We start from the raw sequence: 23,362 nt of genomic DNA, 5'->3' as shown, positions 1-23,362 counted from the left end.
GGTCGGCGGGCTAGGGTAGGGCGGCCATCGCTGTTACAATGGCCGTTCTGCTGTGAGAGAACCTAGCCATGCCGACCTCATTCCTGGAAATCGTTGAACTGCCCGATGGCCGCATCGTACTGCGCCGCGCGGAGGACGAGGAGGCGCTGGTGACCCTGGAGTTCTCCAACGACGCCAAGGGCTTCCTGCAGGGCCAGCACATCGAGATCGCCAAGGCGATGTTCAACGTCGGCGTGCAACTGGCCGGCCGCCTCGCCGAAGGTGGCGAGGTCGAACAGGACGGCCCGCGCGTCCTGCACTGATTCCCTTCCTTTCTACCCCAGACGGATATTCAGGCTCTGCGCCTGCCCGGCGAGCGCCGCGCGGGATAGTTGCGCGCGCGTCCGGCCGTTGAGCGCCGGCAGCCAACTGACCACCGTGTGGCTGTGGCCCAGGCGCAGCGCCTCGCAGGCCAGGCTCAGGGCGGACGCCTGGTCGCGGGCCGGCAGCAGCAGGATGCGCTCGCGGTTCAGCCCGGCCTTGCGCAGCCAGTCGTGGGTAAGGCTGGCCGGCGGGGCGATCAGCGTCAGCCAGCGGGCATCCTGTTCTTCGCTGAGTTCGCGCAGGATGGGCGCCAGCAGGCTTTGGCAGTGGCCCGGCAGGCCGCGCAGCGACAGTTCGCTGAAGGCTTCGTCCTCGGCGGTGTCCGGTTCCGCCAGCTGGGCCAGCAGGGGCTCTTCGGCGTTGGCCCAGAGCGCCTCCTGGAACAGCGGCAGTTGGGGCAGGTCCAGCGGCTGGGGATACTGCATGGTGCCTCCTGTCAGCGGCGGATGACGCCGACGCTCAAGCCTTCGATGATCAGTTCCTGTTCCTCGAGGTCGACCTCGATGGGGGCGAACTCGGGGTTCTCGGCGATCAGCCAGACCTTGCTGCCCTCGCGCTTGAAGCGCTTCACCGTGACTTCCTCGCCGAGGCGGGCGACGACGATCTGGCCGTTGCGCGCCTCGCGGGTGACGTGCACGGCGAGCAGGTCGCCGTCGAGGATGCCGACGTCCTTCATGCTCTGCCCGCGCACGCGCAGCAGGTAGTCGGCGCGCGGGTTGAAGAAGGTGGGGTTGATGCGGCAGGCGTCCTCGACGTTCTGCTCGGCGAGGATGGGCGCGCCGGCGGCGACGCGGCCGATGATCGGCAGCTCGTCCTCGTTGGCAGCGGCCTTGGGTTCGAAGCCGGGAATGCGGATGCCGCGCGAGGCGCCGGGGGTCATCTCGATGGCGCCCTTGCGGGCCAGGGCCTTGAGGTGCTCCTCGGCGGCGTTGGGCGACTTGAAGCCGAGCTCCTGGGCGATCTCGGCGCGCGTGGGCGGGTAGCCGTTGTCTTCCAGGCAACGCTTGATGAAGGCGAGGATCTCGGCTTGGCGCGGCGTCAGCTTCTGCATGTCCCTACTCTGTCTTTTTGTACAGTTGCTGGGATTATATACAGTGGTCGGCCGCTGGCAACGAATTATTTCGTCGGGCAGGGTGGTAATTCGGCGGATTCGGCCAACGTCCCGCTGGTATCGTTCGTCGTATTGCCTGAAAATCCGTAACAATCCCCCGTGCCAGGCTTGACAATGGATTGCTGTGAAACGTAAGTTTCAAACAAGTGTTTGTCAGGTGAATTCATCCATGGCCCAGTCGGAAACCGTCGAACGTATCCTCGATGCTGCGGAGCAGCTGTTCGCGGAAAAAGGCTTCGCCGAGACCTCGTTGCGTCTGATCACCAGCAAGGCCGGGGTCAACCTGGCGGCGGTGAACTACCACTTCGGTTCGAAGAAGGCGCTGATCCAGGCGGTCTTCTCGCGCTTCCTCGGGCCTTTCTGCGCCAGCCTGGAAAAGGAACTGGACCGTCGCCAGGCCAAGCCCGACGCGCCGCGCGCCAGCCTCGAGGAGCTGCTCGAACTGCTGGTGGTGCAGGCCATGGCGGTGAAGCCGCGCAGCGGCAACGACCTGTCTATCTTCATGCGCCTGCTGGGCCTGGCCTTCAGTCAGAGCCAGGGGCACCTGCGCAAGTACCTCGAGGAAGTCTACGGCAAGGTGTTCCGCCGCTACATGCAGCTGGTGAACGAGGCCGCGCCGCGGCTGCCGCCCATCGAGCTGTTCTGGCGGGTGCACTTCATGCTCGGCGCCGCCGCCTTCAGCATGTCCGGGATCAAGGCGCTGCGCGCCATGGCCGAGACCGACTTCGGGGTGAACACCTCCATCGAGCAGGTGATGCGCCTGATGGTGCCCTTCCTCGCCGCCGGCATGCGCGCCGACAGCGGGGTGAGCGACCCGTCCCTGGCCGGCGCCCAGCTCAAGCCGCGCAGCAAGGCCCCGGCGCCGGCCAAGGTCTGACCGCGCTGGGCCTGCCCCGGCCGATCGGCTAAAGTAGCGGGCCATTCCTGCTGTCGCTGGCGGACGATGCCCGATCTCGACCTGCTGCACATTTCCCTCGCCGACCAGACGCTCTACGGCTTCGCCGCGCAGCGCCTGGTGCTGCGCCTGCCGGTCTCCACCGCGCGCAACGGCGCCGGCGAGCGCCAGGGCTCCGGCTGCACGCCCCGCGGCCTGCACCAGGTGCGGGCGAAGATCGGCGAGGGCCTGCCGTGCGGCGCGGTCCTGCGCGGCCGGCGCTGGACCGGCGAGGTGTGGAGCCCGGCGCTGCACGAGGCGTTCCCCGGGCGCGACTGGATCCTCACCCGCATCCTCTGGCTGAGCGGCTGCGAGCCGGGCGTCAACCGCCTGGGCGAGGTGGATACCTTCCGTCGCTACATCTACCTGCACGGCACGCCGGACTGCGAACCCATGGGCGCGCCGCTGTCCCATGGCTGCGTGCGCCTGCGCAACGCCGACCTGCTGCAACTCTTCCCCCGTGTGCCGCCGCACTGCCCCGTGCGCCTCGACGAGGCGCCGCAGCCGCAGTGGCGCGCGGCCGAACTCTGTTAAGGATTCCCCCATGCAAGGCTCCCTGATGCTCGACATCGGCGGCACCTGGCTCACCGCCGAGGACCGCCGGATCCTGCGCCACCCCGAAGTGGGCGGGCTGATCATCTTCGCCCGCAACATCGAAAGCCCGCGCCAGGTGCGCGAACTCTGCGCGGCCATCCGCGCCCTGCGTCCGGACCTGCTGCTGGCGGTGGACCAGGAGGGCGGCCGTGTGCAGCGCCTGCGCCAGGGCTTCCTGCGCCTGCCGGCGATGCGCGCCGTCGCCGACAACGCCAACGCCGAGCGCCTGGCCGAGCAGTGCGGCTGGCTGATGGCCACCGAGGTGCTGGCGGTGGGCCTGGACCTGAGCTTCGCCCCGGTGCTGGACCTGGACCACCAGCGCAGCGCCGTGGTCGGCAGCCGCGCCTTCGAGGGCGACCCCGAGCGCGCCACGCGCCTGGCCGGCGCCTTCATCCGCGGCATGCACGCCGCCGGCATGGCCGCCACCGGCAAACACTTCCCCGGCCACGGCTGGGCCGAGGTGGACTCCCACGTGGGGATTCCCGAGGACGAGCGCAGCCTCGACGAGATCCGCCGCAGAGACCTGGTGCCCTTCCAGCGCCTGGCCGGCGAGCTGGACGCGGTGATGCCCGCCCACGTCATCTACCCGCAGGTGGACGCCGGCCCCGCCGGTTTCTCGCGGCGCTGGCTGCAGGACATCCTGCGCGGCGAGCTGGGGTTCGACGGGGTGATCTTCAGCGACGACCTGTCCATGGCCGGCGCCCACGTGGTGGGCGACGCCGCCAGCCGCATCCAGGCCGCGCTCAAGGCCGGCTGCGACATGGGCCTGGTGTGCAACGACCGTGGCGCCGCCGAGCTGGCCCTGGGCGCGCTGCAGCGCCTGAAGGCGAAAGCGCCCGAGCGCCTGGCGCGGATGCGCGCCAGGGCCTGGCCGGGCATCGAGTACAAGCAGCTGCCGCGCTGGCAGCAGGCCGTGGGCGAACTGCGCGCGGCACAACTGATCGACTGAGGATTCGCCATGACCGTCTACGCCATTATCGGCGGCACCGGCCTGACCCAGCTGGAAGGCCTGACCCTGAAGGACTCGCTGAGCCTGGACACGCCCTACGGCGCGCCCTCGGCGCCCATCCAGCGCGGCGAGTACGCCGGCCGCGAGGTGCTGTTCCTGGCCCGCCACGGCCACCCGCACCGCTTCCCGCCGCACCAGGTGAACTACCGCGCCAACCTCTGGGCGCTACAGCAGGCCGGCGCCCAGGCGGTGCTGGCGGTCAACGCCGTGGGCGGCATCCACGCCGCCATGGGCAGCGGCCACCTCTGCGTGCCGCACCAGATCATCGACTACACCTACGGCCGCGAGCACACCTATTTCGCCGGCGACATCGACCACGTCACCCACATCGACTTCAGCCATCCCTACGACGAGGGCCTGCGGCAGAAGCTGGTGGCGGCGCTGCAGGCGCTGGGCCACCCGCACAGCAACCACGGCGTCTACGCCGCGACCCAGGGCCCGCGCCTGGAAACCGTGGCGGAAATCGCCAGGCTGGAGCGCGACGGCTGCGACATCGTCGGCATGACCGGCATGCCGGAAGCCGCCCTGGCCCGCGAGCTGGACCTGCCCTATGCCTGCCTGTCGCTGGTGGTCAACCCGGCGGCGGGCAAGTCCAGCGGCATCATCACCATGGCCGAGATCGAGCAGGCCCTGCATGAGGGCATCGGCAAGGTGCGCGAGGTGCTGGCGCGGGTGCTGGCGGGCTGACGGGCCTGCCGCCGCGAATCGCGCCGGGGCGTTCGGTTATCGCGGACAGAGTCCGCTCCTACGGTTCCAGGAAGCACGGACGTAGGAGCGGGCCCTGCCCGCGATTCGCGCGCAGGGCGCGCTCCTACAGGGGAATGGCATGGCTCGGCCCGCGTAGGAGCGGACTCCGTCCGCGATTGGACTCACCGGCCACACCGGACACCCCGGCGGCACGAATGGCGGCGGATAACCGCGAACGGTTATTCGCCCTGCGGTTGGGTACGACCGCAGGATTCCGTCCGCGATCTCGCGCGCAGGGCGCGCTCCTACGGCAGCGGCGCGAGGAGCGCGTCTATGTCGCTGTCCTGCAGCTGCAGGCCGCTGTCCTTGCCTTCCTCCAGCACGCCGGCCGCCAGTGCCGCCTTCTTCGCCTGCAGCTGCTGGATCTTCTCTTCCAGGGTGCCGCGGGCGATCAGCTTGTAGACGAACACCGGCTTGTCCTGGCCGATGCGGTAGGCGCGGTCGGTGGCCTGCTGTTCCACCGCCGGGTTCCACCAGGGGTCGTAGTGGATCACGGTGTCGGCGGCGGTGAGGTTGAGGCCCGTGCCGCCGGCTTTCAGGCTGATCAGGAACAATGGCACGCGGCCCTGCTGGAAGTCCTCCACCGGCCCGCGGCGGTCGCGGGTGTCGCCGGTGAGCAGGGCGTAGCGGATGCCGCGGGCGTCCAGTTCCGCCTGGATCAGTTCGAGCATCGAGGTGAACTGCGAGAACAGCAGCACGCGGCGGCCTTCGTCGAGCAGTTCGTCGAGCATCTCCAGCAGGCCGCCGAGCTTGCCCGAGGCCGCCGTCGGCACGGCCTCGCCCAGCAGGCGCGGGTCGCAGCAGACCTGGCGCAGCTTGAGCAGGGCCTCCAGCACCACGATATGGCTGCGCGCCAGGCCCTTGCGCCGGATTTCCGCGCGGACCTTGCTGTCCATGGCCAGGCGCACGGTTTCGTAGAGGTCGCGCTGGGTGTCGCTGAGTTCCACCCAGTGGGTGATCTCGCTCTTGGGCGGCAGTTCGCCGGCCACCTGGTCCTTCCGGCGGCGCAGCAGGAAGGGCCGGATGCGGGCGTTGAGGTGGGCCAGGCGCTGGCTGTCGCCGGCCTTCTCGATGGGGTTGCGGTACAGGCGGGCGAAGCTGCGGGCATCGCCCAGCCAGCCGGGCATCACCAGGTCGAACAGCGCCCAGAGCTCGCCCAGGTGGTTCTCCAGGGGCGTGCCGGTCAGGCACAGGCGCTGGCGGGCGTCGAGCTTCGCCGCGGCCTGGGCCGACTTGCTGCTGGCGTTCTTCAGGTACTGCGCCTCGTCGAACACCGCCAGGTGCAGTGGCTGCCGGCCCAGGACGCCGATGTCCCGCGGCAGCAGGGCGTAGGTGCTGAGCAGCAGGTCGTGCTGGCCGAGTTCGTCGAAGCCCTTGTGGCGGTCGCTGCCGTGCAGGGTGAGCACGCGCAGCTCCGGGGCGAAGCGCGCGGCCTCGTCCTGCCAGTTGGCCACCAGGCTGGTGGGCATCACCACCAGGGCCGGGCGGTCCAGGCGCCCGGCGCGCTTTTCCGCGAGGATGTGCGCCAGCACCTGCAGCGTCTTGCCCAGGCCCATGTCGTCGCCGAGAATGCCGCCCACTTCCAGTTCGCGAAGCGCCTGCATCCAGGCCAGGCCCTGCAGCTGGTAGGGGCGCAGCTCGGCGCGCAGGCCTTCGGGGGCCCGGCAGGGCTGCTGCGGGTGGTCGCGCAGGCGGCGGGCGAAGCGCAGCAGGCGTTCGCCGCCCTGCCACTGCAGGGAGTGTTCGTCGAGCTGGGCGAGCAGGCCGGCATCGGCGCGCGACAGGCGCAGGCTGTTGCTGTCGTTTTCCGGGCTGGCGAGGAACAACCCTTCCAGGACGTGCAGTATCGCCTTGACCCGTTCCAATGGCAGGCTGACCTTCAGCGGCTTGCCGTCGGCCTGGCGATGCGCGTCGAGCTGTAGGGGCAGCTCGGTGGCGCTGCCATTGCGCAGCGCCTCGGGGCGCTGGCGGAGCAGTTCCAGCAGCGGTTGCAGCAGGCTGACCTCCTGGCCGTCGACGCGGATGCCCAGCTCCAGGTCGAACCAGGCGTTGCCGGGCTCTTCTTCTATGTGGACGTACCAGTCCTCGATCTCGCTGAGGTCGAGGAGGAAGTCGTCGGCCATCTCGACCACCCAGCCCTGTTCGCGCAGCTTGGGCAGGCCGCGCAGGATGGTGGGCCAGAGGTCGGCATCCGCCGAGAAGACTTCGTGCTTGTAGCGCAGTGAGCTGGGGGCGTCGTGTTTGCCGAGTTTCTCCAGGCCCAGCTTCTGCAGGGCCTTGCGCAAGGCCTGCTCGACCTTGGGTTGGCGCTCGATGGTGACGAAGGTGCCATCGGCGTGGTAGCGGATCGGTTCGCCCTTGCGCGCCGGGCCGTGCACCTGCTGCCCCTGGTAGACGAAGTTCAGCGCAGCCAGGTGGTGCAGTTCGTCGACGAATCCATAGCGTTCCATGTTGTAGGAGCGCTGTGTCCGGCTGGTCAGGTACAAGTGGGGAACGGGGTGGACGTCTTCCAGGCGCCGTTCCTCGTGGCTCACCGGCAGGGGCGCCTGGGGCGCCAGTTCCTTCAGTTGCAGGGCGAACAGCGTGGCTTCTTCCTCGCTCACCGGCGGGGCGCTCGGCAGGTAGCTGGCCAGGGCCTCGGGCAGGCCGTGGTGCAGCGGGCCCACGCGCAGGTTCCTGCGGTCGAGGTACCAGGGTGGCGCCAGTTGCGTCAGCAGTTGCGGCCGGGGTTCGGCGTCGGTATCCCAGGCGACCCTGTAGTCGCCGTACTCGTCCCTGCGCCAGGCGAGCCGTGCGGGCAACTCCGGGCCTGGGAGCAGTTGGCTGGCCGGTGGGCCCAGTTCGAGGAACAGGCGCCCGCTGCGCAGGATCAGCTCCAGCAGTTCGGCGCCCTTGCGGCCCTTGGGCGCTACTTCGTTGACGTGGGGCTGGGTGCCCGAGGTATCCAGCGCGAGGGCCAGGATCTGCTGGTCCACGGCATCCACGTGGGGCAGGCTCAGGGCTATCGAGGCGATGCGCAGGTAGCCCTGGAACTTGCCGTCTGCCGTGTGGGCGGCCGTGTGGATCATTATCCGGCCGCTCTTGGTCAGGCGGTAGTACAGGGGGGACTGGTGCTTCGCCGCGCTGGGCGGCTGCTCCTTGAGGGCGCTGGGCAGCTTCCTCAGCCAGTGCTGCAGGTCGGGGGACAGCTCGGTGGCTACCCTGTGGGGCGGGCGGACGGCTGGCTCAGGCGCCGGGGAGGTCGGGGCATTCGCTCCTTCCAGCAGGTGCGACAGCGCCGCCGCGCAATGCTTGCAGTCGAAGCCGACCGGGCAATCGCAGTTGCAGTCGAGGGTATCGCCGCTGGCGGAAAGGCTGATGTGCTGGCGGTAGCGATTGCTGCCCGAGCCATCGCACAGGCTATCCAGCGTGCGCTCGGTCAGGCGGATGATCTGCACCCGGCCCTCGCGGGCATAGGCTTCGCCGCGGACCAGGGTGACGGCGGGGAACAGGCGGCGCCAGGGGAGGCGTCGCAGGTGCTCGACAAAGGGGACCATGGCGCGGCCTTCGTGGTTACTGCTGGTCGGGCTCGCTCGCCGGCGGGGCGTCGAAGCCGCCGTTGGCCGGGGCTTCCGGCGCGTTCTGCTGCGGCTGGCCGGCCGGCGCCTCTTCCTGCATCTCCGCCGGCGGCGGGGTGGTGGGCTTGGCGTTGAGCGGGCTGACGCGGATCAGCATGCCCAGGCTGGGATGGTCGAGGTAGGCCAGCACGTCGTTCTTCAGGCTGACGTCCTGGACCATGTGCTGGCTGCCGGCGAGCAGGCCGTCGCCGCCGAACTGGTTGATCCAGAAGTCCACCTGGGTGTCGACGAAGCGCTGCTGGCGCAGGGTCAGGGTGCCTTCCACCGGGAAGTGGCCGTCCTGCTGGCGGCCCTCGTCGAGGGCGATCTTCACCGGCGCCTCGCCGATGGCCTGCTTCCAGGCCTTGTGCATCAGCACGTGGTAGCCCTGGGCCTGGGCCAGCTTGTTGGCCTGGGCGTCCATCGCCGTCGGGCGGCGGGCGTCCTCGCCCAGCGGCTGGGCGCCCTTGGCCCAGTCGTCGGGGGCCGGCTGGCTGGAATAGACGACGTCGCCTTCCTGCTGGAACAGGATCAGTTCGACCTGGTAGAGGTCGTCGGCGAAGCTCGCCGGGGCGATAAGGGCAAGCAGCAGCGGCAGGTAGCGGAACATACTGGTCCTTTAGGATGCGTTGGGCGCGAGGCGCTCGAACAGCGCCTCGAGGGTGTTGAAGCGTTCTTCCGGGCGCTCCATGGGCACCTGGAACTTGAACAGGGTCGCGCCTTCGAACCTGTAGCGGTTCGGCTGGCTCTGGATCAGCTTGATCAGCACCAGCGGGTCGACGCAGGTATCGGCGGCGAATTCTACCCGGCCTCCCTGCGGTCCGGCATCCACCTTGACGATGCCGAGCTTCTGGGCCTGCAGTTTCAGGAGTGTCAGACGCACCAGGTTCTTCACCGGGTCGGGCAGCAGGCCGAAGCGGTCGATCATTTCCACCTGCAGCTCGCGCAGGCCGTCCTCGTCCACCTGGTTGGCGATGCGCTTGTAGAGGATCAGCCGGGCGTGCACGTCGGGCAGGTAGTCCTCGGGAATCAAGGCCGGCACCCGCAGGTTGATGTCCGGGCCGCCGCCCAGGGGCTGCTCCAGGTTCGGCTGCTCGCCCTTGCGGATGGCCTTGACCGCGCGTTCGAGCATTTCCATGTAGAGGGTGAAGCCCACCGCCTGGATCTGCCCGCTCTGGCCTTCGCCGAGCAGCTCGCCGGCGCCGCGGATCTCCAGGTCGTGGGTGGCCAGGACGAAGCCGGCGCCCAGGTCCTGGGCGTTGGCGATGGCTTCCAGGCGCTTCTCGGCGTCGGGCGTCATCTGCTTGCGCGGCGGGGTGAGCAGGTAGGCGTAGGCCTGGTGGTGGCTGCGGCCGACGCGCCCGCGCAGCTGGTGCAGCTGGGCCAGGCCGAACTTGTCGGCGCGCTCGATGAGAATGGTGTTGGCGCTGGGCACGTCGATGCCGGTCTCGATGATGGTCGAGGCCACCAGCACGTTGAAGCGCTTGTGGTAGAAGTCGCTCATCACCCGTTCCAGGTCGCGCTCGTGCATCTGCCCGTGGCCGATGCCGATGCGCGCCTCGGGGACCAGCTCGGCCAGGTCGCGGGCGCACTTCTCGATGGTCTTCACCTCGTTGTGCAGGTAGTAGACCTGGCCGCCGCGCAGCAGCTCGCGCAGCAGCGCTTCCTTGATCACCGCGTTCTGCTGCTCCATGACGAAGGTGCGCACCGACAGGCGGCGCGCCGGCGGCGTGGCGATGATCGACAGGTCGCGCATGCCGGCCACCGCCATGTTCAGGGTGCGCGGGATGGGCGTGGCGGTGAGGGTGAGGATGTCCACCTCGCTGCGCAGGGCCTTGAGCTGTTCCTTCTGGCGCACGCCGAAGCGGTGCTCCTCGTCGATGATGACCAGGCCGAGGTTCTTGAACCTGACGTCGCCCTGCAGCAGCTTGTGGGTGCCGATGACGATGTCCACCTTGCCGTCGGCCAACTGGCCGACCGCGCCTTCGACTTCCTTGGCGGTCTTGAAGCGGCTCATCACCTCGACGTTCACCGGCCAGTCGGCGAAGCGGTCGCGGAAGCTGTTGTAGTGCTGCTGGGCGAGCAGGGTGGTGGGCACCAGCACCGCCACCTGCCTGCCGCTGTGCACGGCGACGAAGGCGGCGCGCATGGCCACCTCGGTCTTGCCGAAGCCGACGTCGCCGCAGACCAGGCGGTCCATGGGCTTGTCGGCGAGCATGTCGGCCACCACGGCGTCGATGGCCGCCTGCTGGTCCGGCGTCTCCTCGAAGGGGAAGCCGGCGGAGAAGGTGGCATAGTCGGCCTGCGGGTCCTTGAACGCGTAGCCCTTGCGCGCGGCGCGGCGGGCATAGATGTCGAGCAGCTCGGCGGCGACGTCGCGGACCTGCTCGGCGGCCTTGCGCTTGGCCTTCTGCCAGGCCTCGGAGCCGAGCTTGTGCAGCGGCGCCAGGGCGTCGTCGCTGCCGGTGTAGCGGGCGATCAGGTGCAGGTTGGCCACCGGCACGTAGAGCTTGGCCTCGTCGGCGTACTGCAGGGCCAGGAATTCGGCGCTCTGCCCGTCGATCTCCAGGGTGATCAGGCCCATGTAGCGGCCGACGCCGTGGTCGATGTGCACCACCGGCGCGCCTTCGCGCAGCTCGGTGAGGTTCTTGATGACGTTCTCGCCGCCGTCGCGGGTCTTCTCGCGGCGCCGGCGCTGCATCACGCGCTGGCCGAACAGCGGGCTCTCGGCGATCAGCGCCACGCCCTGGGCGCCGTCCTGCAGCAGCAGGCCGTCGTCCAGCGGGGCGATGGTGATGGCCAGGCGCTCGGGGTGGGCGAGGAACGCCGACCAGCCGTCGACCTCGCCGGGCCGCAGCTTCAGCCGCGCCAGCAGCTCCAGCAGCACCTCGCGGCGCCCGGCGGATTCGGCGCTGAACAGGATGCGCCCGGGGAATTCCTCGATGAAGCGGCGCAGCCTGGCCAGCGGCTCCGTGGCCTTGGCCTCGATGGCCAGGTCCGGCAGCGGTTCGGCGGGGAAGCGCTCGCGGCCCACGCCCGGCTCGACGGGCTCGGCGCTGACCACCACGCGCGGCCAGTCCTTCAGGCGGGCGAAGCAGTCCTCCACCGGCAGGAACAGCTCGGCCGGCGGCAGCAGCGGCCGCTCGGGGTCGTAGCGGCGGTCCTCGTAGCGGCTGCGCACGTCGTTCCAGAACTGCTCGGCGGCCTGCTCGATGCCCGGCAGGGAGAACACCTGGGTGTCCTGGGGCAGGTAGTCGAACAGGGTGGAGGTCTCGCCTTCCTCGAAGAACAGCGGCAGGTAGTACTCGATGCCGGCCGGCGTCAGGCCGCTGGCCAGGTCCTGGTAGATCGGGCAGCGCCGGTAGTCGACGTCGAAGCGCTCGCGGAAGCGGTTGCGGAAGCCGGTGACCGCTTCCTTGCGCAGGGGGAACTCGCGCGCCGGCAGCAGGCGGATGCTCTGCACCTTGTCGATGGAGCGCTGGTTCTCCGGGTCGAAGGTGCGCAGCGTCTCGATCTCGTCGTCGAACAGGTCGATGCGGTAGGGAAGCTCGCTGCCCATCGGGAACAGGTCGATGAGCGCGCCGCGCACGGCGAACTCGCCGTGTTCGTAGACGGTGTCCACGCAGCGGTAGCCGGCGGCCTCCAGGCGCAGGCGCATCTGCTCGACGTCGAGCTTCTGGCCGACGTCCAGCACCAGGCTGCTGCCGAGCAGGAACCTGGCCGGCGCCAGGCGGTGCAGGGCGGTGCTGATCGGCACCACTAGCACGCCGTGCTTCAGGCCCGGCAACTGGTAGAGGGCGGCGACGCGCTGGGAAATGATGTCCTGGTGCGGCGAGAACACGTCGTAGGGCAGGGTTTCCCAGTCCGGCAGCTGCAGCACCGGCAAATCCGGGGCGAAGAAACGCAGCTCCTGCTCCAGCCGTTCGGCGCTCTGGCTGTCGGCGGTGAGCAACAGGGTGAATCGCTTCGCCGGGGCGGCGGCCTCGGCGATCGCCAGGCTCAGGGCGGCGCCGGGCAGATTGCCCCAGGCTTGCTTGCCGGCCGCGGCCGGCAGGGCGGGAATACGCAATACGGACACGGGCGTAGCGGGCTCCGGTCGGAAATTTGACCGGGTGGATTGTAACTATCCCGATTGACGGCTGTCAGTCTTTGCAGCGGTGCAGATTGCCGACGATGGCCTGCACCGTCATAATGTAGCCCCTTTTTTCTTCTCCTACATGTGGAAGGTAATGCCCGTGAATCAGAAGCCCGACCAGTGTCTCGGTGAGTGGATCGATCGTGAAGCCCTCGCGGAAGCCATGATTCCGCTGATCGGCCAGCTCTACCGCAACAACAACGTGGTGACCTCGATCTACGGCCGTGGCCTGATCAACCGTTCGGTGATCGACATCCTCAAGGCTCACCGTTTCGCCCGCCACCGCCTGGCCGACGAAGCCGAGCTGTCGGTCCACGACACCTTCCCCATCCTCAAGGCCATGAGCGACCTGAAGCTCGGCGCAGCTTCCGTCGACCTGGGCAAGATGGTCGCCAAGTTCAAGGCCGAGGGTAACGGCCGCAGCATCGAGCAGTTCACCAGGGACGAGCTGGCCGACGTGGTCGGCAAGCAGAACGGCGCCGCCCGCGAAGGCACCGACGTCGTCCTGTACGGCTTCGGCCGCATCGGCCGCCTGCTGGCGCGCATCCTGATCGAGAAGACCGGTGGCGGCGACGGCCTGCGCCTGCGCGCCATCGTCGTGCGCAAGGGCGCCGAGAACGACCTGGTCAAGCGCGCCAGCCTGTTGCGCCGCGACTCCGTGCATGGCAAGTTCGACGGCACCATCACCATCGATGAGGCCAGCAACACCATCACCGCCAACGGCAACCTGATCCAGGTGATCTACTCCAACGATCCGTCCTCGGTGGACTACACCCAGTACGGCATCAAGAACGCCCTGCTGGTCGACAACACCGGCAAGTGGCGCGACGCCGAGGGCCTGGGCCAGCACCTGAAGTGCCCGGGCGTCGACCGCGTGATCCTCACCGCCCCGGGCAAGGGCGCGCTGAAGAACATCGTCCATGGCATCAACCATGGCGACATCACTGCCGACGACAAGATCGTCTCCGCCGCCTCCTGCACCACCAACGCCATCGTGCCGGTGCTTAAGGCCGTCGATGACCAGTACGGCATCGTCAACGGCCACGTCGAGACCGTTCACTCGTACACCAACGACCAGAACCTGATCGACAACTTCCACAAGGGCAGCCGCCGCGGCCGCAGCGCTCCGCTGAACATGGTGATCACCGAGACCGGTGCCGCCACCGCCGCCGCCAAGGCCCTGCCGGTGCTCAAGGGCAAGCTGACCGGCAACGCCATCCGCGTTCCCACGCCGAACGTGTCCATGGCCATCCTCAACCTGAACCTGAACAAGTCGACCTCCCGCGAGGAGATCAACGAGTACCTGCGCCAGATGGCCATGCACTCCGACCTGCAGAAGCAGATCGACTTCGTCAGCTCCCAGGAAGTGGTCTCCACCGACTTCGTCGGTTCCCGCCACGCCGGCGTGGTCGATGCCGAAGCCACCATCTGCAACGACAACCGCGTCGTGCTGTACGTGTGGTACGACAACGAGTTCGGCTACAGCTGCCAGGTGGTCCGCGTGATGGAAGAGATGGCAGGGGTCAACCCGCCGGCCTTCCCGCGCTAAGCCAGGTCTGAAAATGGAAAACGGGAGCTCTCGGGCTCCCGTTTTTCGTTAGTCTTCGACGCTACCCGCGTCCTATAACGATAAAAAAGCCAACCCCTCTACCGAGGAACCCCGCAATGGATGGACACCCCCATCTGCACGAAGGCTCGCTCAAGCGCGGCCTGAAGAACCGCCACATCCAGCTGATCGCCCTGGGTGGCGCCATCGGTACCGGCCTGTTCCTGGGCTCGGCCGGTGTCCTGCAATCCGCCGGCCCGTCGATGATCCTCGGCTACGCCATCGGCGGCTTCATCGCCTTCCTGATCATGCGCCAGCTCGGCGAGATGATCGTCGAGGAGCCGGTCGCCGGCTCCTTCAGCCACTTCGCCCACAAGTACTGGGGCGGCTTCGCCGGCTTCATGTCCGGCTGGAACTACTGGGTGCTGTACATCCTGGTCGGCATGTCGGAGCTGACGGCGGTCGGCAAGTACATCCAGTTCTGGTGGCCGGACTTCCCCACCTGGGCCACCGCGGCGATCTTCTTCGTGCTGATCAACGCCATCAACCTGTTCAACGTGAAGGCCTTCGGCGAGACCGAGTTCTGGTTCGCCATCATCAAGGTCGCCGCCATCATCGGCATGATCCTGCTCGGCGTCTGGCTGCTGGCCAGCGGCAACGGCGGCCCGCAGGCCTCGGTGAGCAACCTGTGGAGCCACGGCGGCTTCTTCCCCAACGGCATTTCCGGCCTGGTGATGGTCCTGGCGATCATCATGTTCTCCTTCGGCGGGCTGGAGCTGGTGGGCATCACCGCGGCCGAGGCCGCGGAACCGAAGAAGGTGATCCCCAAGGCGATCAACCAGGTGATCTACCGCATCCTGATCTTCTACATCGGCGCCCTGGCCGTGCTGCTCTCGCTGTACCCGTGGGACGCGCTGCTGCAGAGCATCAACAGCTCCGGCGACCCCTACAGCGGCAGCCCCTTCGTGAAGGTGTTCTCGCTGCTGGGCAGCGACGTGGCGGCCAACGTGCTGAACTTCGTGGTGCTGACCGCGGCGCTGTCGGTGTACAACAGCTGCGTGTACTGCAACAGCCGCATGCTCTTCGGCCTGGCCGAGCAGGGCGACGCCCCGCGCGCCTTCGCCAAGGTCGACGACCGCGGCGTGCCGCTGCTGGCCATCGGCGTCTCGGCCTTCATCACCCTGGCCTGCGTGGTCGTCAACTACGTGATCCCGCACCAGGCGCTGGAGTTGCTGATGTCCCTGGTGGTGGCGGCGCTGGTTATCAACTGGGCGATGATCAGCCTGGCCCACCTGATGTTCCGCCGCGCCAAGGACCGTGAGGGCGTGAAGACCTCGTTCCGTTCGCTGTTCTATCCGTTCAGCAACTACCTGTGCCTGGCCTTCGTGGTGTTCATCCTCGGCATCATGCTGCAGATCCCGGGCATCGACGTGTCGGTCTACGCCATCCCGGTGTGGGTGGTGCTGATGGGCCTGTGCTACCTGGTCAAGCGCAAGGGCGAGGCACGGGCTACCGCCTGATCCCGCCGGCGCTGGACGAGAAAGGGCCGCACTCCTGCCGGGGTGCGGCCTTTTTGTTTGCAACGGCGGATAACCGCGAACGGTTATGCGCCCTACGCACCGATGTTTCGCTGGAAAACGCTCTTGTAGGAGCGAGCTTGCTCGCGAACCCTGGGTTTCCGCGTTCGCGATAGTTCGTAGGGCGCATAATGCCTACGGCGTTATCCGCCAAATCGCGGACAGAGTCCGCTCCTACGGTTCCAGGCAGCACGGACGTAGGAGCGGACTCCGTCCGCGATTGGATTCACCGGCCACGCCGGACGCTCCGGTAGCACGGCCAACGGCGGATAACCGCGAACGGTTATTCGCCCTACGGTCGAGCGCGGTCGTAGGACTCTGTCCGCGAGCGGAGCCACCGGCTGCGCTGTAGCGCGGCCTGTGCCGCACTACCGCCGCCCGTCGTGGTAATCCCGCGCCACCGCCTCCAGGCCGGCCAGGGCGAACAGTTGCAGGTGGCGGGCGAGGTCTTCCGCCGGTTGCTCGAACAGGCCGGTCAGCGGCGTGGGGATTTCCCGGCTGATGACCTGCAGCGTCAGGTAGGGCGCTATCACGCTGAACAGGCAGCGCAGCAGCGCCGGTTCCTGGGCGGGGATGCCGGTGAGTTCGCCCAGCAGGGCCATCACCAGGCGCACCTTGGGCATGGCCTCCTGGTCGATGAGTTCGGAGAGGAAGGGCGACGGCGTCAGCAACTCGCGGGCCCACAGGCGCGCCTGCCAGCGCTGGCCGTTGGCGACGTTGAGGGTCAGCGCCCCGATCAGGCCGGCGAGCTTGTCGCGGGGCGGGCGCTCGTTGCGGGTCAGCTGTTCGAGCTGGTCGTAGCCGATCAGGTGCTTGTGCATGTCCTGCAGCACCGCGCGGTAGAGCCCGTCGCGGCTGCCGAAGTGGTAGTTCACCGCGGCCATGTTGCACTGCGCGCGCTGGCAGATGGCCTTGCTGGTGGTGTCGGCGTAGCCACGCTCGGCGAACAGTTCGCCGGCTGCCAGGAGAATGCGCCGGCGGGTGGCTTCGCCGTCCTGGCGGGGTACGCGTTGCGGCGCTTGGCGGAGCTTGGAGGGAGAGCTAGGCATGACTGCACCCTGCTGGATCAGGTGTAGCAGACTAAAGCCTGCATAGATCAAATTCAAATTTGAATTACTGGTCTATGCTTGTATGCTTGTTTCTCGTCGCCACTGGCTAGCGGGTCGTCATCATGCGCAAGAAGCTCATCGTTGTCCTGGCATTGCTCGCCGTAGCAGGCCTGGGGGCCTGGTACTACTTCCACTCGAAGGCCGGGCAGGGCGGCGACCTGGTGCTCTACGGCAACGTCGACATCCGCCAGGTGTCCCTGGCCTTCACCGGCAGCGAGCGTATCGCCGAGATGCGCGTGGAGGAGGGCGACGTGGTCAGGGCCGGGCAGGTCCTGGCCACTCTCGACAGCCGCACCCTGAAGCTGCAGATCGACCAGGCCAGGGCGCAGATCGCCGCCCAGGAAGCCAACGTGCTGCGCCTGCACAACGGCTCGCGCCCCGAGGACATCGACCGCGCCAGGGCCCAGGTCGACGCGGCCAGGGCCCAGGTCGAGCTGGCCGGCATCCAGCTGCGCCGCCTGCAGGGCATCCGCGCCAACAGCCCCGGCGGGCGCGCGGTCAGCCAGCAGGACCTGGACAACGCCGCCGCCCAGTTGAAGGTCAACCAGGCCCAGCTGGAGGATGCGCAGAAGGCCCTGCGCCTGGCGAGGATCGGCCCGCGCGCCGAGGACATCGCCCAGGCCGAGGCCCAGCTGCAGGGCGCCCGCGCCCAGCTCGCGCTGCTGCAGCACAACCTCGACGAGACCCAGCTGCGCGCCCCGCAGGACGCCACGGTGCGCTCGCGCCTGCTGGAGCCGGGCGACATGGCCTCGCCGCAGCGCGCGGTCTATGCCCTGGCCATCACCGACCCGAAATGGGTGCGGGTGTACGTCAACGAGACCCAGCTCGGCCACATCAAGCCCGGCATGCGCGCCAGCGTGACCACCGACAGCCATCCGGACCAGCCGGTGCAGGGGCACGTCGGCTTCATCTCCGACGTCGCCGAGTTCACCCCCAAGGCCGTGCAGACCGAGGAATTGCGCACCGCGCTGGTCTACGAGGTGCGGGTGGTGGTCGAGGACAGGGACAACCGCCTGCGCCTGGGCATGCCGGCCACGGTGCGCATCGCCGAGGGCGACCAGGTGCGCGACGGGAAGGCCGATTGATGGAGCGGGTGATAGACGCCCGCGGCGTCGCCAAGCGCTTCCTGGTCAAGGAGTCCGGGCAGACCGTGCAGGCCCTGCACGGCCTCGACCTGCAGGTGCGCAAGGGCGCGCTGACCGCGCTGGTGGGCCCGGACGGCGCCGGCAAGACCACCTTCCTGCGCCTGGTGGCCGGGCTGCTGCGGGCCGACGGCGGCGAGCTGGAGGTGCTCGGCGTCGACGTCAGGGCGCAGCCGCAGCGGGTGCAGGACCTGATCAGCTACATGCCGCAGCGCTTCGGCCTCTACGAGGACCTGAGCGTGCAGGAGAACCTCGACCTCTACGCCGACCTCCACGGCGTCGGCGCGCAGCAGCGCCGCCAGCGCTTCGAGCGCCTGCTGGCGATGACCGACCTGGCGCACTTCACCGACCGCCCGGCGGGCAAGCTGTCCGGCGGCATGAAGCAGAAGCTCGGGCTGGCCTGCACCCTGGTGCGCTCGCCGCAACTGTTGCTGCTGGACGAGCCGACCGTGGGCGTCGACCCGCTGTCGCGCCGCGAGCTGTGGGAGATCGTCCAGCAACTGGTGCAGGAAGAAAGCCTCAGCGTGCTGCTGACCACCTCCTACATGGACGAAGCCGAGCGCTGTTCCGAGGTGTACCTGCTGCACCAGGGCCAGTTGCTGGCCCAGGGCCTGCCCGAGGACATCCGCCGGCATGCCGACGGCCTCTGCCGCATCGCCGTGCCGCCGGCCGGCCAGCCGGCGCGCAAGCTGCAGGCGCGGCTGCTGGATGACCCGCAGGTGATCATCGACGCGGTGCCCCAGGGCGGCGAGGTGCGTTTCATCCGCCAGCGCGATGCCGATGAAAAGCGCCTGGACCAACTGCTCGACGGCGCCCCGGTGCGCGAGGTGGAAGCACGCCTGGAGGACGGCTTCATGGTCCTGCTGCGGGCCAGGAGCGGCGCCGAGCAGGTGGACACCGAGGCGCTCAGGGCCGCCGCGCCGGGCAGTACGTCCGACAACGGCGAGGCGGTGATCGAGGTGAGGGACCTGGTGCGCAGGTTCGGCGACTTCACCGCCGTGGACCGCACCAGCTTCAGCGTGGCCCGCGGCGAGATATTCGGCCTGCTGGGGCCCAACGGCGCCGGCAAGACCACCACCTTCCGCATGCTCTGCGGGCTGCTGCCGGCGTCCTCCGGCAGCCTGCGGGTGGCCGGCGTCAACCTGCGCCACGCCCGCGCCCAGGCGCGCCGGCGCATCGGCTACGTGTCGCAGAAGTTCTCGCTGTACGGCAACCTCTCGGTGCGCGAGAACCTGCAGTTCTTCGGCGGCGCCTACGGCCTGTCCGGCAAGCAGCTGGGCCGGCGCATGGACGAGGTGTCGCGGCAGTTCGACCTCTCCGGCCACGAGGGCGAGCCCAGCGGCCAGTTGCCCGGCGGCTACAAGCAGCGCCTGGCCATGGCCGTGGGCCTGCTCCACGAGCCGGAAATCCTCTTCCTCGACGAACCCACCAGCGGTGCCGACCCCCTGGCCCGCCGCGGCTTCTGGCAGCGCATCACGGCGCTGGCGGCCGGCGGCACCACCATCATCATCACCACCCACTTCATGGAAGAGGCCGAGTACTGCGACCGCATCGTCATCCAGGACGCCGGGCGCATCCTCGCCATGGGCACGCCGCAGCAGGTGCGCGAGCAGGCCGGCGGCCAGGCGAACATGGAGCAGGCCTTCATCGAGATCGTCGAGCAGGCTCGCCAGCACGCCCGGGAGGCCCGCGCATGAGCGATGCGGCGAATGGTTCGTTCTGGCGCAGGCTCCTCTCGCTGACGCGCAAGGAGGTGCGCCAGCTGCTGCGCGACCGCAGCAACCTGATGATCGGCATCGGCCTGCCCATCGCGCTGATCCTGATCTTCGGCTACGGCCTGTCGCTGGACGTGCGCCACAGCCTGGTGGCGGTGGTGCAGGACGACCCGGCGCCCCAGGCTCGCGACCTGCTGGCCAGCATCAGCCGCTCGGAATACCTGCAGCCGCTGCCGCTGAAGTCCTTCGAGGAAGGCCGGCGGATGCTGGAGTCGCGCCAGGCCGACGCCCTGGTCTACCTGCCCGGCGACTTCAGCCGCCGCCTGCAGGACGGCGACGCCCAGGTGCTGGTGCTGGTGCAGGGCTCCGACGCCACCCGCGCCTCGGGGGTGAGCAACTACCTGAACCAGGCCCTGGCGCTGTGGGGCGAGAAGCAGGCGGCGCGCAACGCCGGGCTGCAGGCCGGCGGCGTGCGCATCGAGCAGCGCATGTGGTTCAACGCCGCCAACACCAGCACCTGGTACCTGGTGCCGGGGCTGATCGTGCTGATCATGACCCTGGTGGGCGCCTTCCTCACCGCCCTGGTGATGGCCCGCGAGTGGGAGCGCGGCACCCTGGAGGCGCTGTTCGTCACCCCGGTGCGCTCGGTGGAGATCCTCCTGGCGAAGATCATCCCCTGCTTCCTGGTCGGCCTGCTGGGCCTGGCGCTGTGCCTGCTGGCGGCGCGCTTCCTGTTCCACGTGCCCATGTACGGCTCGCTGCTGGCGCTGCTGGTCAGCTCCATGCTCTACCTGTTCGTCGCCCTGGGCATCGGCCTGCTGATCTCGGCGGTGACCAAGAACCAGTTCCTCGCCAGCCAGATTTCCCTGCTCGCCAGCTTCCTCCCGGCGATGATGCTCTCGGGCTTCATCTTCGACCTGCGCAACGTGCCCACCGCCGTGCGGGTGATCGGCAACCTGCTGCCGGCCACATACTTCATGGAGCTGGTGAAGTCGCTGTTCCTGGCAGGCGACTTCTGGCCGCTGATCCTGCGCAACTGCCTGATCCTCGCCGGCTACGCCGTGGTCCTGCTGGGCCTGGCGCGGCTGGCCACGCGCAAGAGGCTGGACTGAGATGGGCGCCTTCGCCGAACTGCTGCGCCGCCTGGCCAACCTCTGGCGCAAGGAACTGCTGGTGATCCTCAAGGACCCGGCCAACCGCATCGTGCTGCTGGCGCCGGTGCTGATGCAGAGCCTGCTGTTCGGCTACGCGGTGACCTTCGACCTCAACGACGCGCCCTACGCGCTGCTGGACCAGAGCCACAGCGAGTCGTCCCAGCGCCTGGCCAGCCGCCTGGACGGCAGCGGCATCTTCCACCGCGTGGCGACCCTGCGCGCGCCGCGCGACATCGCCAGCGTGATCGACGCCGAGAAGGCCCTGCTGGTGATCCAGGTCCCCGCCGACTTCGAGACGCGCCTGACCCGCGGCGAGCCGGCGCCGCTGCAGGTGATCCTCGACGGGCGCAACTCCACCACCGCCGGCGCCGCGGCGGCCGGGCTGGCCAGCGTGGTCAACGACTTCAACCGCGAGCGCGGCCTGGCCCAGGCGCCGGTCAGCGTGGTCACCCGCGCCTGGTACAACCCCAACCTGGAGACGCGCTGGCCGCTGATCCCGGCGCTGATCGCCTCGCTGAGCATGCTGCAGACGCTGATGCTCAGCGCGCTCTCGGTGGCCCGCGAGCGCGAGCAGGGCACCTTCGACCAGTTGCTGGTCACGCCCTATTCGCCCCTGGAGATCATGCTCGGCAAGGCCCTGCCGCCGATCCTCATCGGCCTGGTGCAGGCGTCGCTGGTGCTGCTGATGGCGCTGTACTGGTTCCGCATCCCCATGGCCGGCTCGCTGCTGGACTTCTACGGCGGGCTGCTGGTGTTCATGGTCTCCTGCGTCGGCCTGGGCCTGTCGATCTCGGCGGTGTCGCTGAACATGCAGCAGGCGATGCTCTACACCTTCGTGCTGATCATGCCGATCATGCTGCTCTCGGGCCTGGCCACGCCGGTGCGCAACATGCCCGAGGCGCTGCAGATGGCCACCTACATCAACCCGCTGCGCTTCGCCATCGACCTGATCCAGCGCATCTACCTGGAAGGCGCCAGCCTGTTCGCAGTGGCCCATGACCTGTTGCCGATGCTGGCGGTGGCGAGCGTGACCCTGCCGCTGTCCGCCTGGCTGTTCCGCCATCGACTCGCCTGACCGGAGGCCGCCATGCCGTCGTCGCCCGTTCCCTACCTCCTCTTGCCGCTGCTGCTGGCGCTGGGCGCCTGCGCGGTGGGGCCGGACTACCAGGCGCCGCAGCCGAAAACCCCGGCCGACTGGCGCGCCGCCCATGCCGGCGAGGCCGCGCTGCTGCCCGCGGGGCAGGGCGGCCAGGCCATCCCGGCGCAGTGGTGGACGCAGTTCGCCGACCCGGCGCTGGACTACCTGCAACGCCGCGCCACCGCGGCCAGCCCGGACCTGCGCAGCGCCGCGCTGCGCTTCGCCCAGGCGCGCATGCAGCGGCAGATGGTCGCCGCCCAGCGCGGGGCGAACGTCGACGGCAAGGCCGACGTGCAGCGCCAGCGCCAGAGCGAGCGCGGCGCCAGCGCACGGATGATCTCCAGCCTGGCGCCGGGAAACAGCGACGAGCTGGTGAAGACCCTGGCCGAGCCCTTCACCCTCTACGAAGCCGGCTTCGACGCCTCCTGGGAAATCGACTTCTGGGGCCGCGTGCGCCGTTCCATCGAGGCCGCCGACGCCCGCGTCGAGCAGCAGCGCGCACTGCTGGAGCAGGCGCGCCTGGTGGTCGCCAGCGAAGTGGCGCGCGGCTACTTCGAGCTGCGCCGGGTGCAGCAGCAGATCGCCGTGACCCGGGAGGACCTGCGCGCCACCGAGGAGTCCCTGGCGCTGGTGCAGGCCCGCGCCGACGGCGGCCTGGTGGATGACTTCGACCTGGTGCGCCAGCGCAGCCAACTGGAAGAACTGCGTTCGCGCCTGCCGCAACTGCAGGCGGCGGAGGGCCAGGCGATCAACCAGCTCGGCGTGCTGGTCGGCGCGCAGCCGGGCGAGCTGCAGGCCCAGCTGAAGGCGCCGCCGGCGCGGCCCGCGGCCCTGCCCGACCTCAGCCCCGGCCTGCCCTCGGAAGTGGTGCGCCGGCGCCCGGACATCCGCGCCGCCGAGGCCCAGCTGCACGCGGCCACGGCCAACATCGGGGTGGCGGTGGCCGAGCTGTACCCGAGCATCCGCCTGGGCGCCAGCTTCGGCTATTCCTCCTTCGAAAGCGGCGACGTCTCCGACTGGGGCAGCCGCCAGTGGGCGGTGGGGCCGAGCCTGAGCGTGCCGATCTTCGACAACGGCCGGCGCCGCTCCCAGGTGACCCTGCGCAAGCTGGAGCAGCAGGAAGCGGCGGTGAACTACCAGCAGACCGTGCTCAAGGCCTGGCAGGAAGTGGACGACGCCTTGAGCGGCTACGGCGCCGAGCGCCAGCGCAACGCCCAGTTGCAGGCGCGGCTGGGCAGCGCCGGGCAGGCCTACGACATGGCCAGGGCGCGCTATGCCGGCGGCCTCACCGACTTCCTGGTGGAACTGGACGCCCAGCGCAACTACCTGCAGGCGCGCCGCGACCTGGTCGACAGCGACGGCCAGCTGCGCCTGGACCTGGTGGCGCTGTACAAGGCCCTGGGCGGTGGCGCGCCGCTGGGGGATGGCGGTTCGGACAACGAACCTTTACCGCCTGGGCAACAGTAACCCCCGCCGTTTCCGGTAGAATGTG

Annotated in this window: 18 protein-coding genes; 12 read left to right on the top strand and 6 right to left on the bottom strand. The window is 69.0% G+C overall.

Annotation, left to right across the window (positions count from 1 at the left end; translation table 11 throughout):
- The first annotated feature begins 68 nt into the window (after positions 1–68).
- The gene (locus tag CHC02_RS16995) at positions 69–302 is read left to right on the top strand and encodes a hypothetical protein (protein WP_009621357.1); all 234 of its coding nucleotides are present in this window, start codon (positions 69–71) and stop codon (positions 300–302) included.
- A 12-nt stretch (positions 303–314) separates the two neighbouring features.
- Here CHC02_RS16995 and sulA read toward each other — a convergent pair whose 3' ends face one another.
- Both sulA and lexA read right to left on the bottom strand, forming a co-directional pair.
- A complete protein-coding gene (gene sulA, locus CHC02_RS16990) occupies positions 315–788 on the bottom strand; it encodes an SOS-induced cell division inhibitor SulA (RefSeq protein WP_089392631.1) in 474 nt (157 codons plus the stop codon).
- Between the two features lie 11 nt (positions 789–799).
- Entirely contained in the window at positions 800–1,414 is a 615-nt protein-coding gene (lexA, locus tag CHC02_RS16985) for a transcriptional repressor LexA (protein ID WP_089392630.1), read from the bottom strand.
- Between the two features lie 229 nt (positions 1,415–1,643).
- Between lexA and CHC02_RS16980 the strand changes: the two genes are divergently transcribed.
- From CHC02_RS16980 to CHC02_RS16965, 4 genes are all read left to right on the top strand, one after another.
- Positions 1,644–2,351: a TetR/AcrR family transcriptional regulator gene (locus CHC02_RS16980; RefSeq protein ID WP_089392629.1), complete on the top strand. Its 708-nt coding sequence runs from the start codon at positions 1,644–1,646 to the stop codon at positions 2,349–2,351.
- Positions 2,352–2,417: 66 nt separating this feature from the next.
- Positions 2,418–2,942, top strand: a complete 525-nt coding sequence (locus tag CHC02_RS16975; RefSeq protein ID WP_089392628.1) for a L,D-transpeptidase — start codon at positions 2,418–2,420, stop codon at positions 2,940–2,942.
- Between the two features lie 10 nt (positions 2,943–2,952).
- Positions 2,953–3,951: a beta-N-acetylhexosaminidase gene (nagZ, locus tag CHC02_RS16970; RefSeq protein WP_089392627.1), complete on the top strand. Its 999-nt coding sequence runs from the start codon at positions 2,953–2,955 to the stop codon at positions 3,949–3,951.
- 9 nt (positions 3,952–3,960) lie between these two features.
- Entirely contained in the window at positions 3,961–4,698 is a 738-nt protein-coding gene (locus CHC02_RS16965) for an S-methyl-5'-thioinosine phosphorylase (protein WP_089392626.1), read from the top strand.
- A gap of 305 nt (positions 4,699–5,003) precedes the next feature.
- Here the strand turns inward: CHC02_RS16965 and CHC02_RS16960 are convergent, their stop codons facing one another.
- The 3 genes from CHC02_RS16960 to mfd are packed head-to-tail and all read right to left on the bottom strand — an operon-like array spanning position 5,004 to position 12,432.
- Positions 5,004–8,294 carry a DEAD/DEAH box helicase gene (locus CHC02_RS16960; RefSeq protein WP_089392625.1) on the bottom strand — a complete coding sequence of 1,097 codons (3,291 nt, stop codon included), beginning with the start codon at positions 8,292–8,294 and terminating at the stop codon, positions 5,004–5,006.
- Between the two features lie 16 nt (positions 8,295–8,310).
- Positions 8,311–8,964, bottom strand: coding sequence for a CsiV family protein (locus tag CHC02_RS16955; RefSeq protein ID WP_089392624.1), 654 nt, complete (start codon positions 8,962–8,964; stop codon positions 8,311–8,313).
- 9 nt (positions 8,965–8,973) lie between these two features.
- Complete coding sequence (gene mfd, locus CHC02_RS16950) at positions 8,974–12,432, bottom strand: transcription-repair coupling factor (protein ID WP_089392623.1); 3,459 nt, start codon at positions 12,430–12,432, stop codon at positions 8,974–8,976.
- A 139-nt stretch (positions 12,433–12,571) separates the two neighbouring features.
- Here mfd and CHC02_RS16945 point away from each other — a divergent pair, with 139 nt between their 5' ends.
- Positions 12,572–14,038, top strand: coding sequence for a glyceraldehyde-3-phosphate dehydrogenase (locus CHC02_RS16945; protein WP_089392622.1), 1,467 nt, complete (start codon positions 12,572–12,574; stop codon positions 14,036–14,038).
- Between the two features lie 116 nt (positions 14,039–14,154).
- Entirely contained in the window at positions 14,155–15,555 is a 1,401-nt protein-coding gene (locus CHC02_RS16940; protein ID WP_089392621.1) for an amino acid permease, read from the top strand.
- A 425-nt stretch (positions 15,556–15,980) separates the two neighbouring features.
- On the opposite strand, the gene CHC02_RS16935 is transcribed toward CHC02_RS16940, so the two are convergent.
- Positions 15,981–16,661 (bottom strand): TetR/AcrR family transcriptional regulator, encoded by a 681-nt coding sequence (locus CHC02_RS16935; RefSeq protein ID WP_089392620.1) that lies wholly within the window; start codon positions 16,659–16,661, stop codon positions 15,981–15,983.
- A 122-nt stretch (positions 16,662–16,783) separates the two neighbouring features.
- Between CHC02_RS16935 and CHC02_RS16930 the strand changes: the two genes are divergently transcribed.
- Genes CHC02_RS16930 through CHC02_RS16910 form a run of 5 tightly spaced genes read left to right on the top strand, consistent with a single transcriptional unit; the run spans position 16,784 to position 23,337 of the window.
- Positions 16,784–17,806, top strand: coding sequence for an HlyD family secretion protein (locus CHC02_RS16930; protein WP_089392619.1), 1,023 nt, complete (start codon positions 16,784–16,786; stop codon positions 17,804–17,806).
- Entirely contained in the window at positions 17,806–19,560 is a 1,755-nt protein-coding gene (locus CHC02_RS16925) for an ATP-binding cassette domain-containing protein (protein ID WP_089392618.1), read from the top strand. The genes CHC02_RS16930 and CHC02_RS16925 overlap by 1 nt, the downstream gene beginning before the upstream one ends.
- A complete protein-coding gene (locus CHC02_RS16920; RefSeq protein WP_089392617.1) occupies positions 19,557–20,690 on the top strand; it encodes an ABC transporter permease in 1,134 nt (377 codons plus the stop codon). The genes CHC02_RS16925 and CHC02_RS16920 overlap by 4 nt, the downstream gene beginning before the upstream one ends.
- Before the next feature lies 1 nt (position 20,691).
- Positions 20,692–21,807 carry an ABC transporter permease gene (locus tag CHC02_RS16915; RefSeq protein ID WP_089392616.1) on the top strand — a complete coding sequence of 372 codons (1,116 nt, stop codon included), beginning with the start codon at positions 20,692–20,694 and terminating at the stop codon, positions 21,805–21,807.
- Positions 21,808–21,819: 12 nt separating this feature from the next.
- A complete protein-coding gene (locus CHC02_RS16910) occupies positions 21,820–23,337 on the top strand; it encodes an efflux transporter outer membrane subunit (protein ID WP_089392615.1) in 1,518 nt (505 codons plus the stop codon).
- Positions 23,338–23,362: the final 25 nt, after the last annotated feature.

It is taken from the genome of Pseudomonas delhiensis (assembly GCF_900187975.1).
Taxonomy (GTDB): domain Bacteria; phylum Pseudomonadota; class Gammaproteobacteria; order Pseudomonadales; family Pseudomonadaceae; genus Pseudomonas; species Pseudomonas delhiensis.
This window is presented reverse-complemented; position numbering and strand designations above follow the sequence as displayed.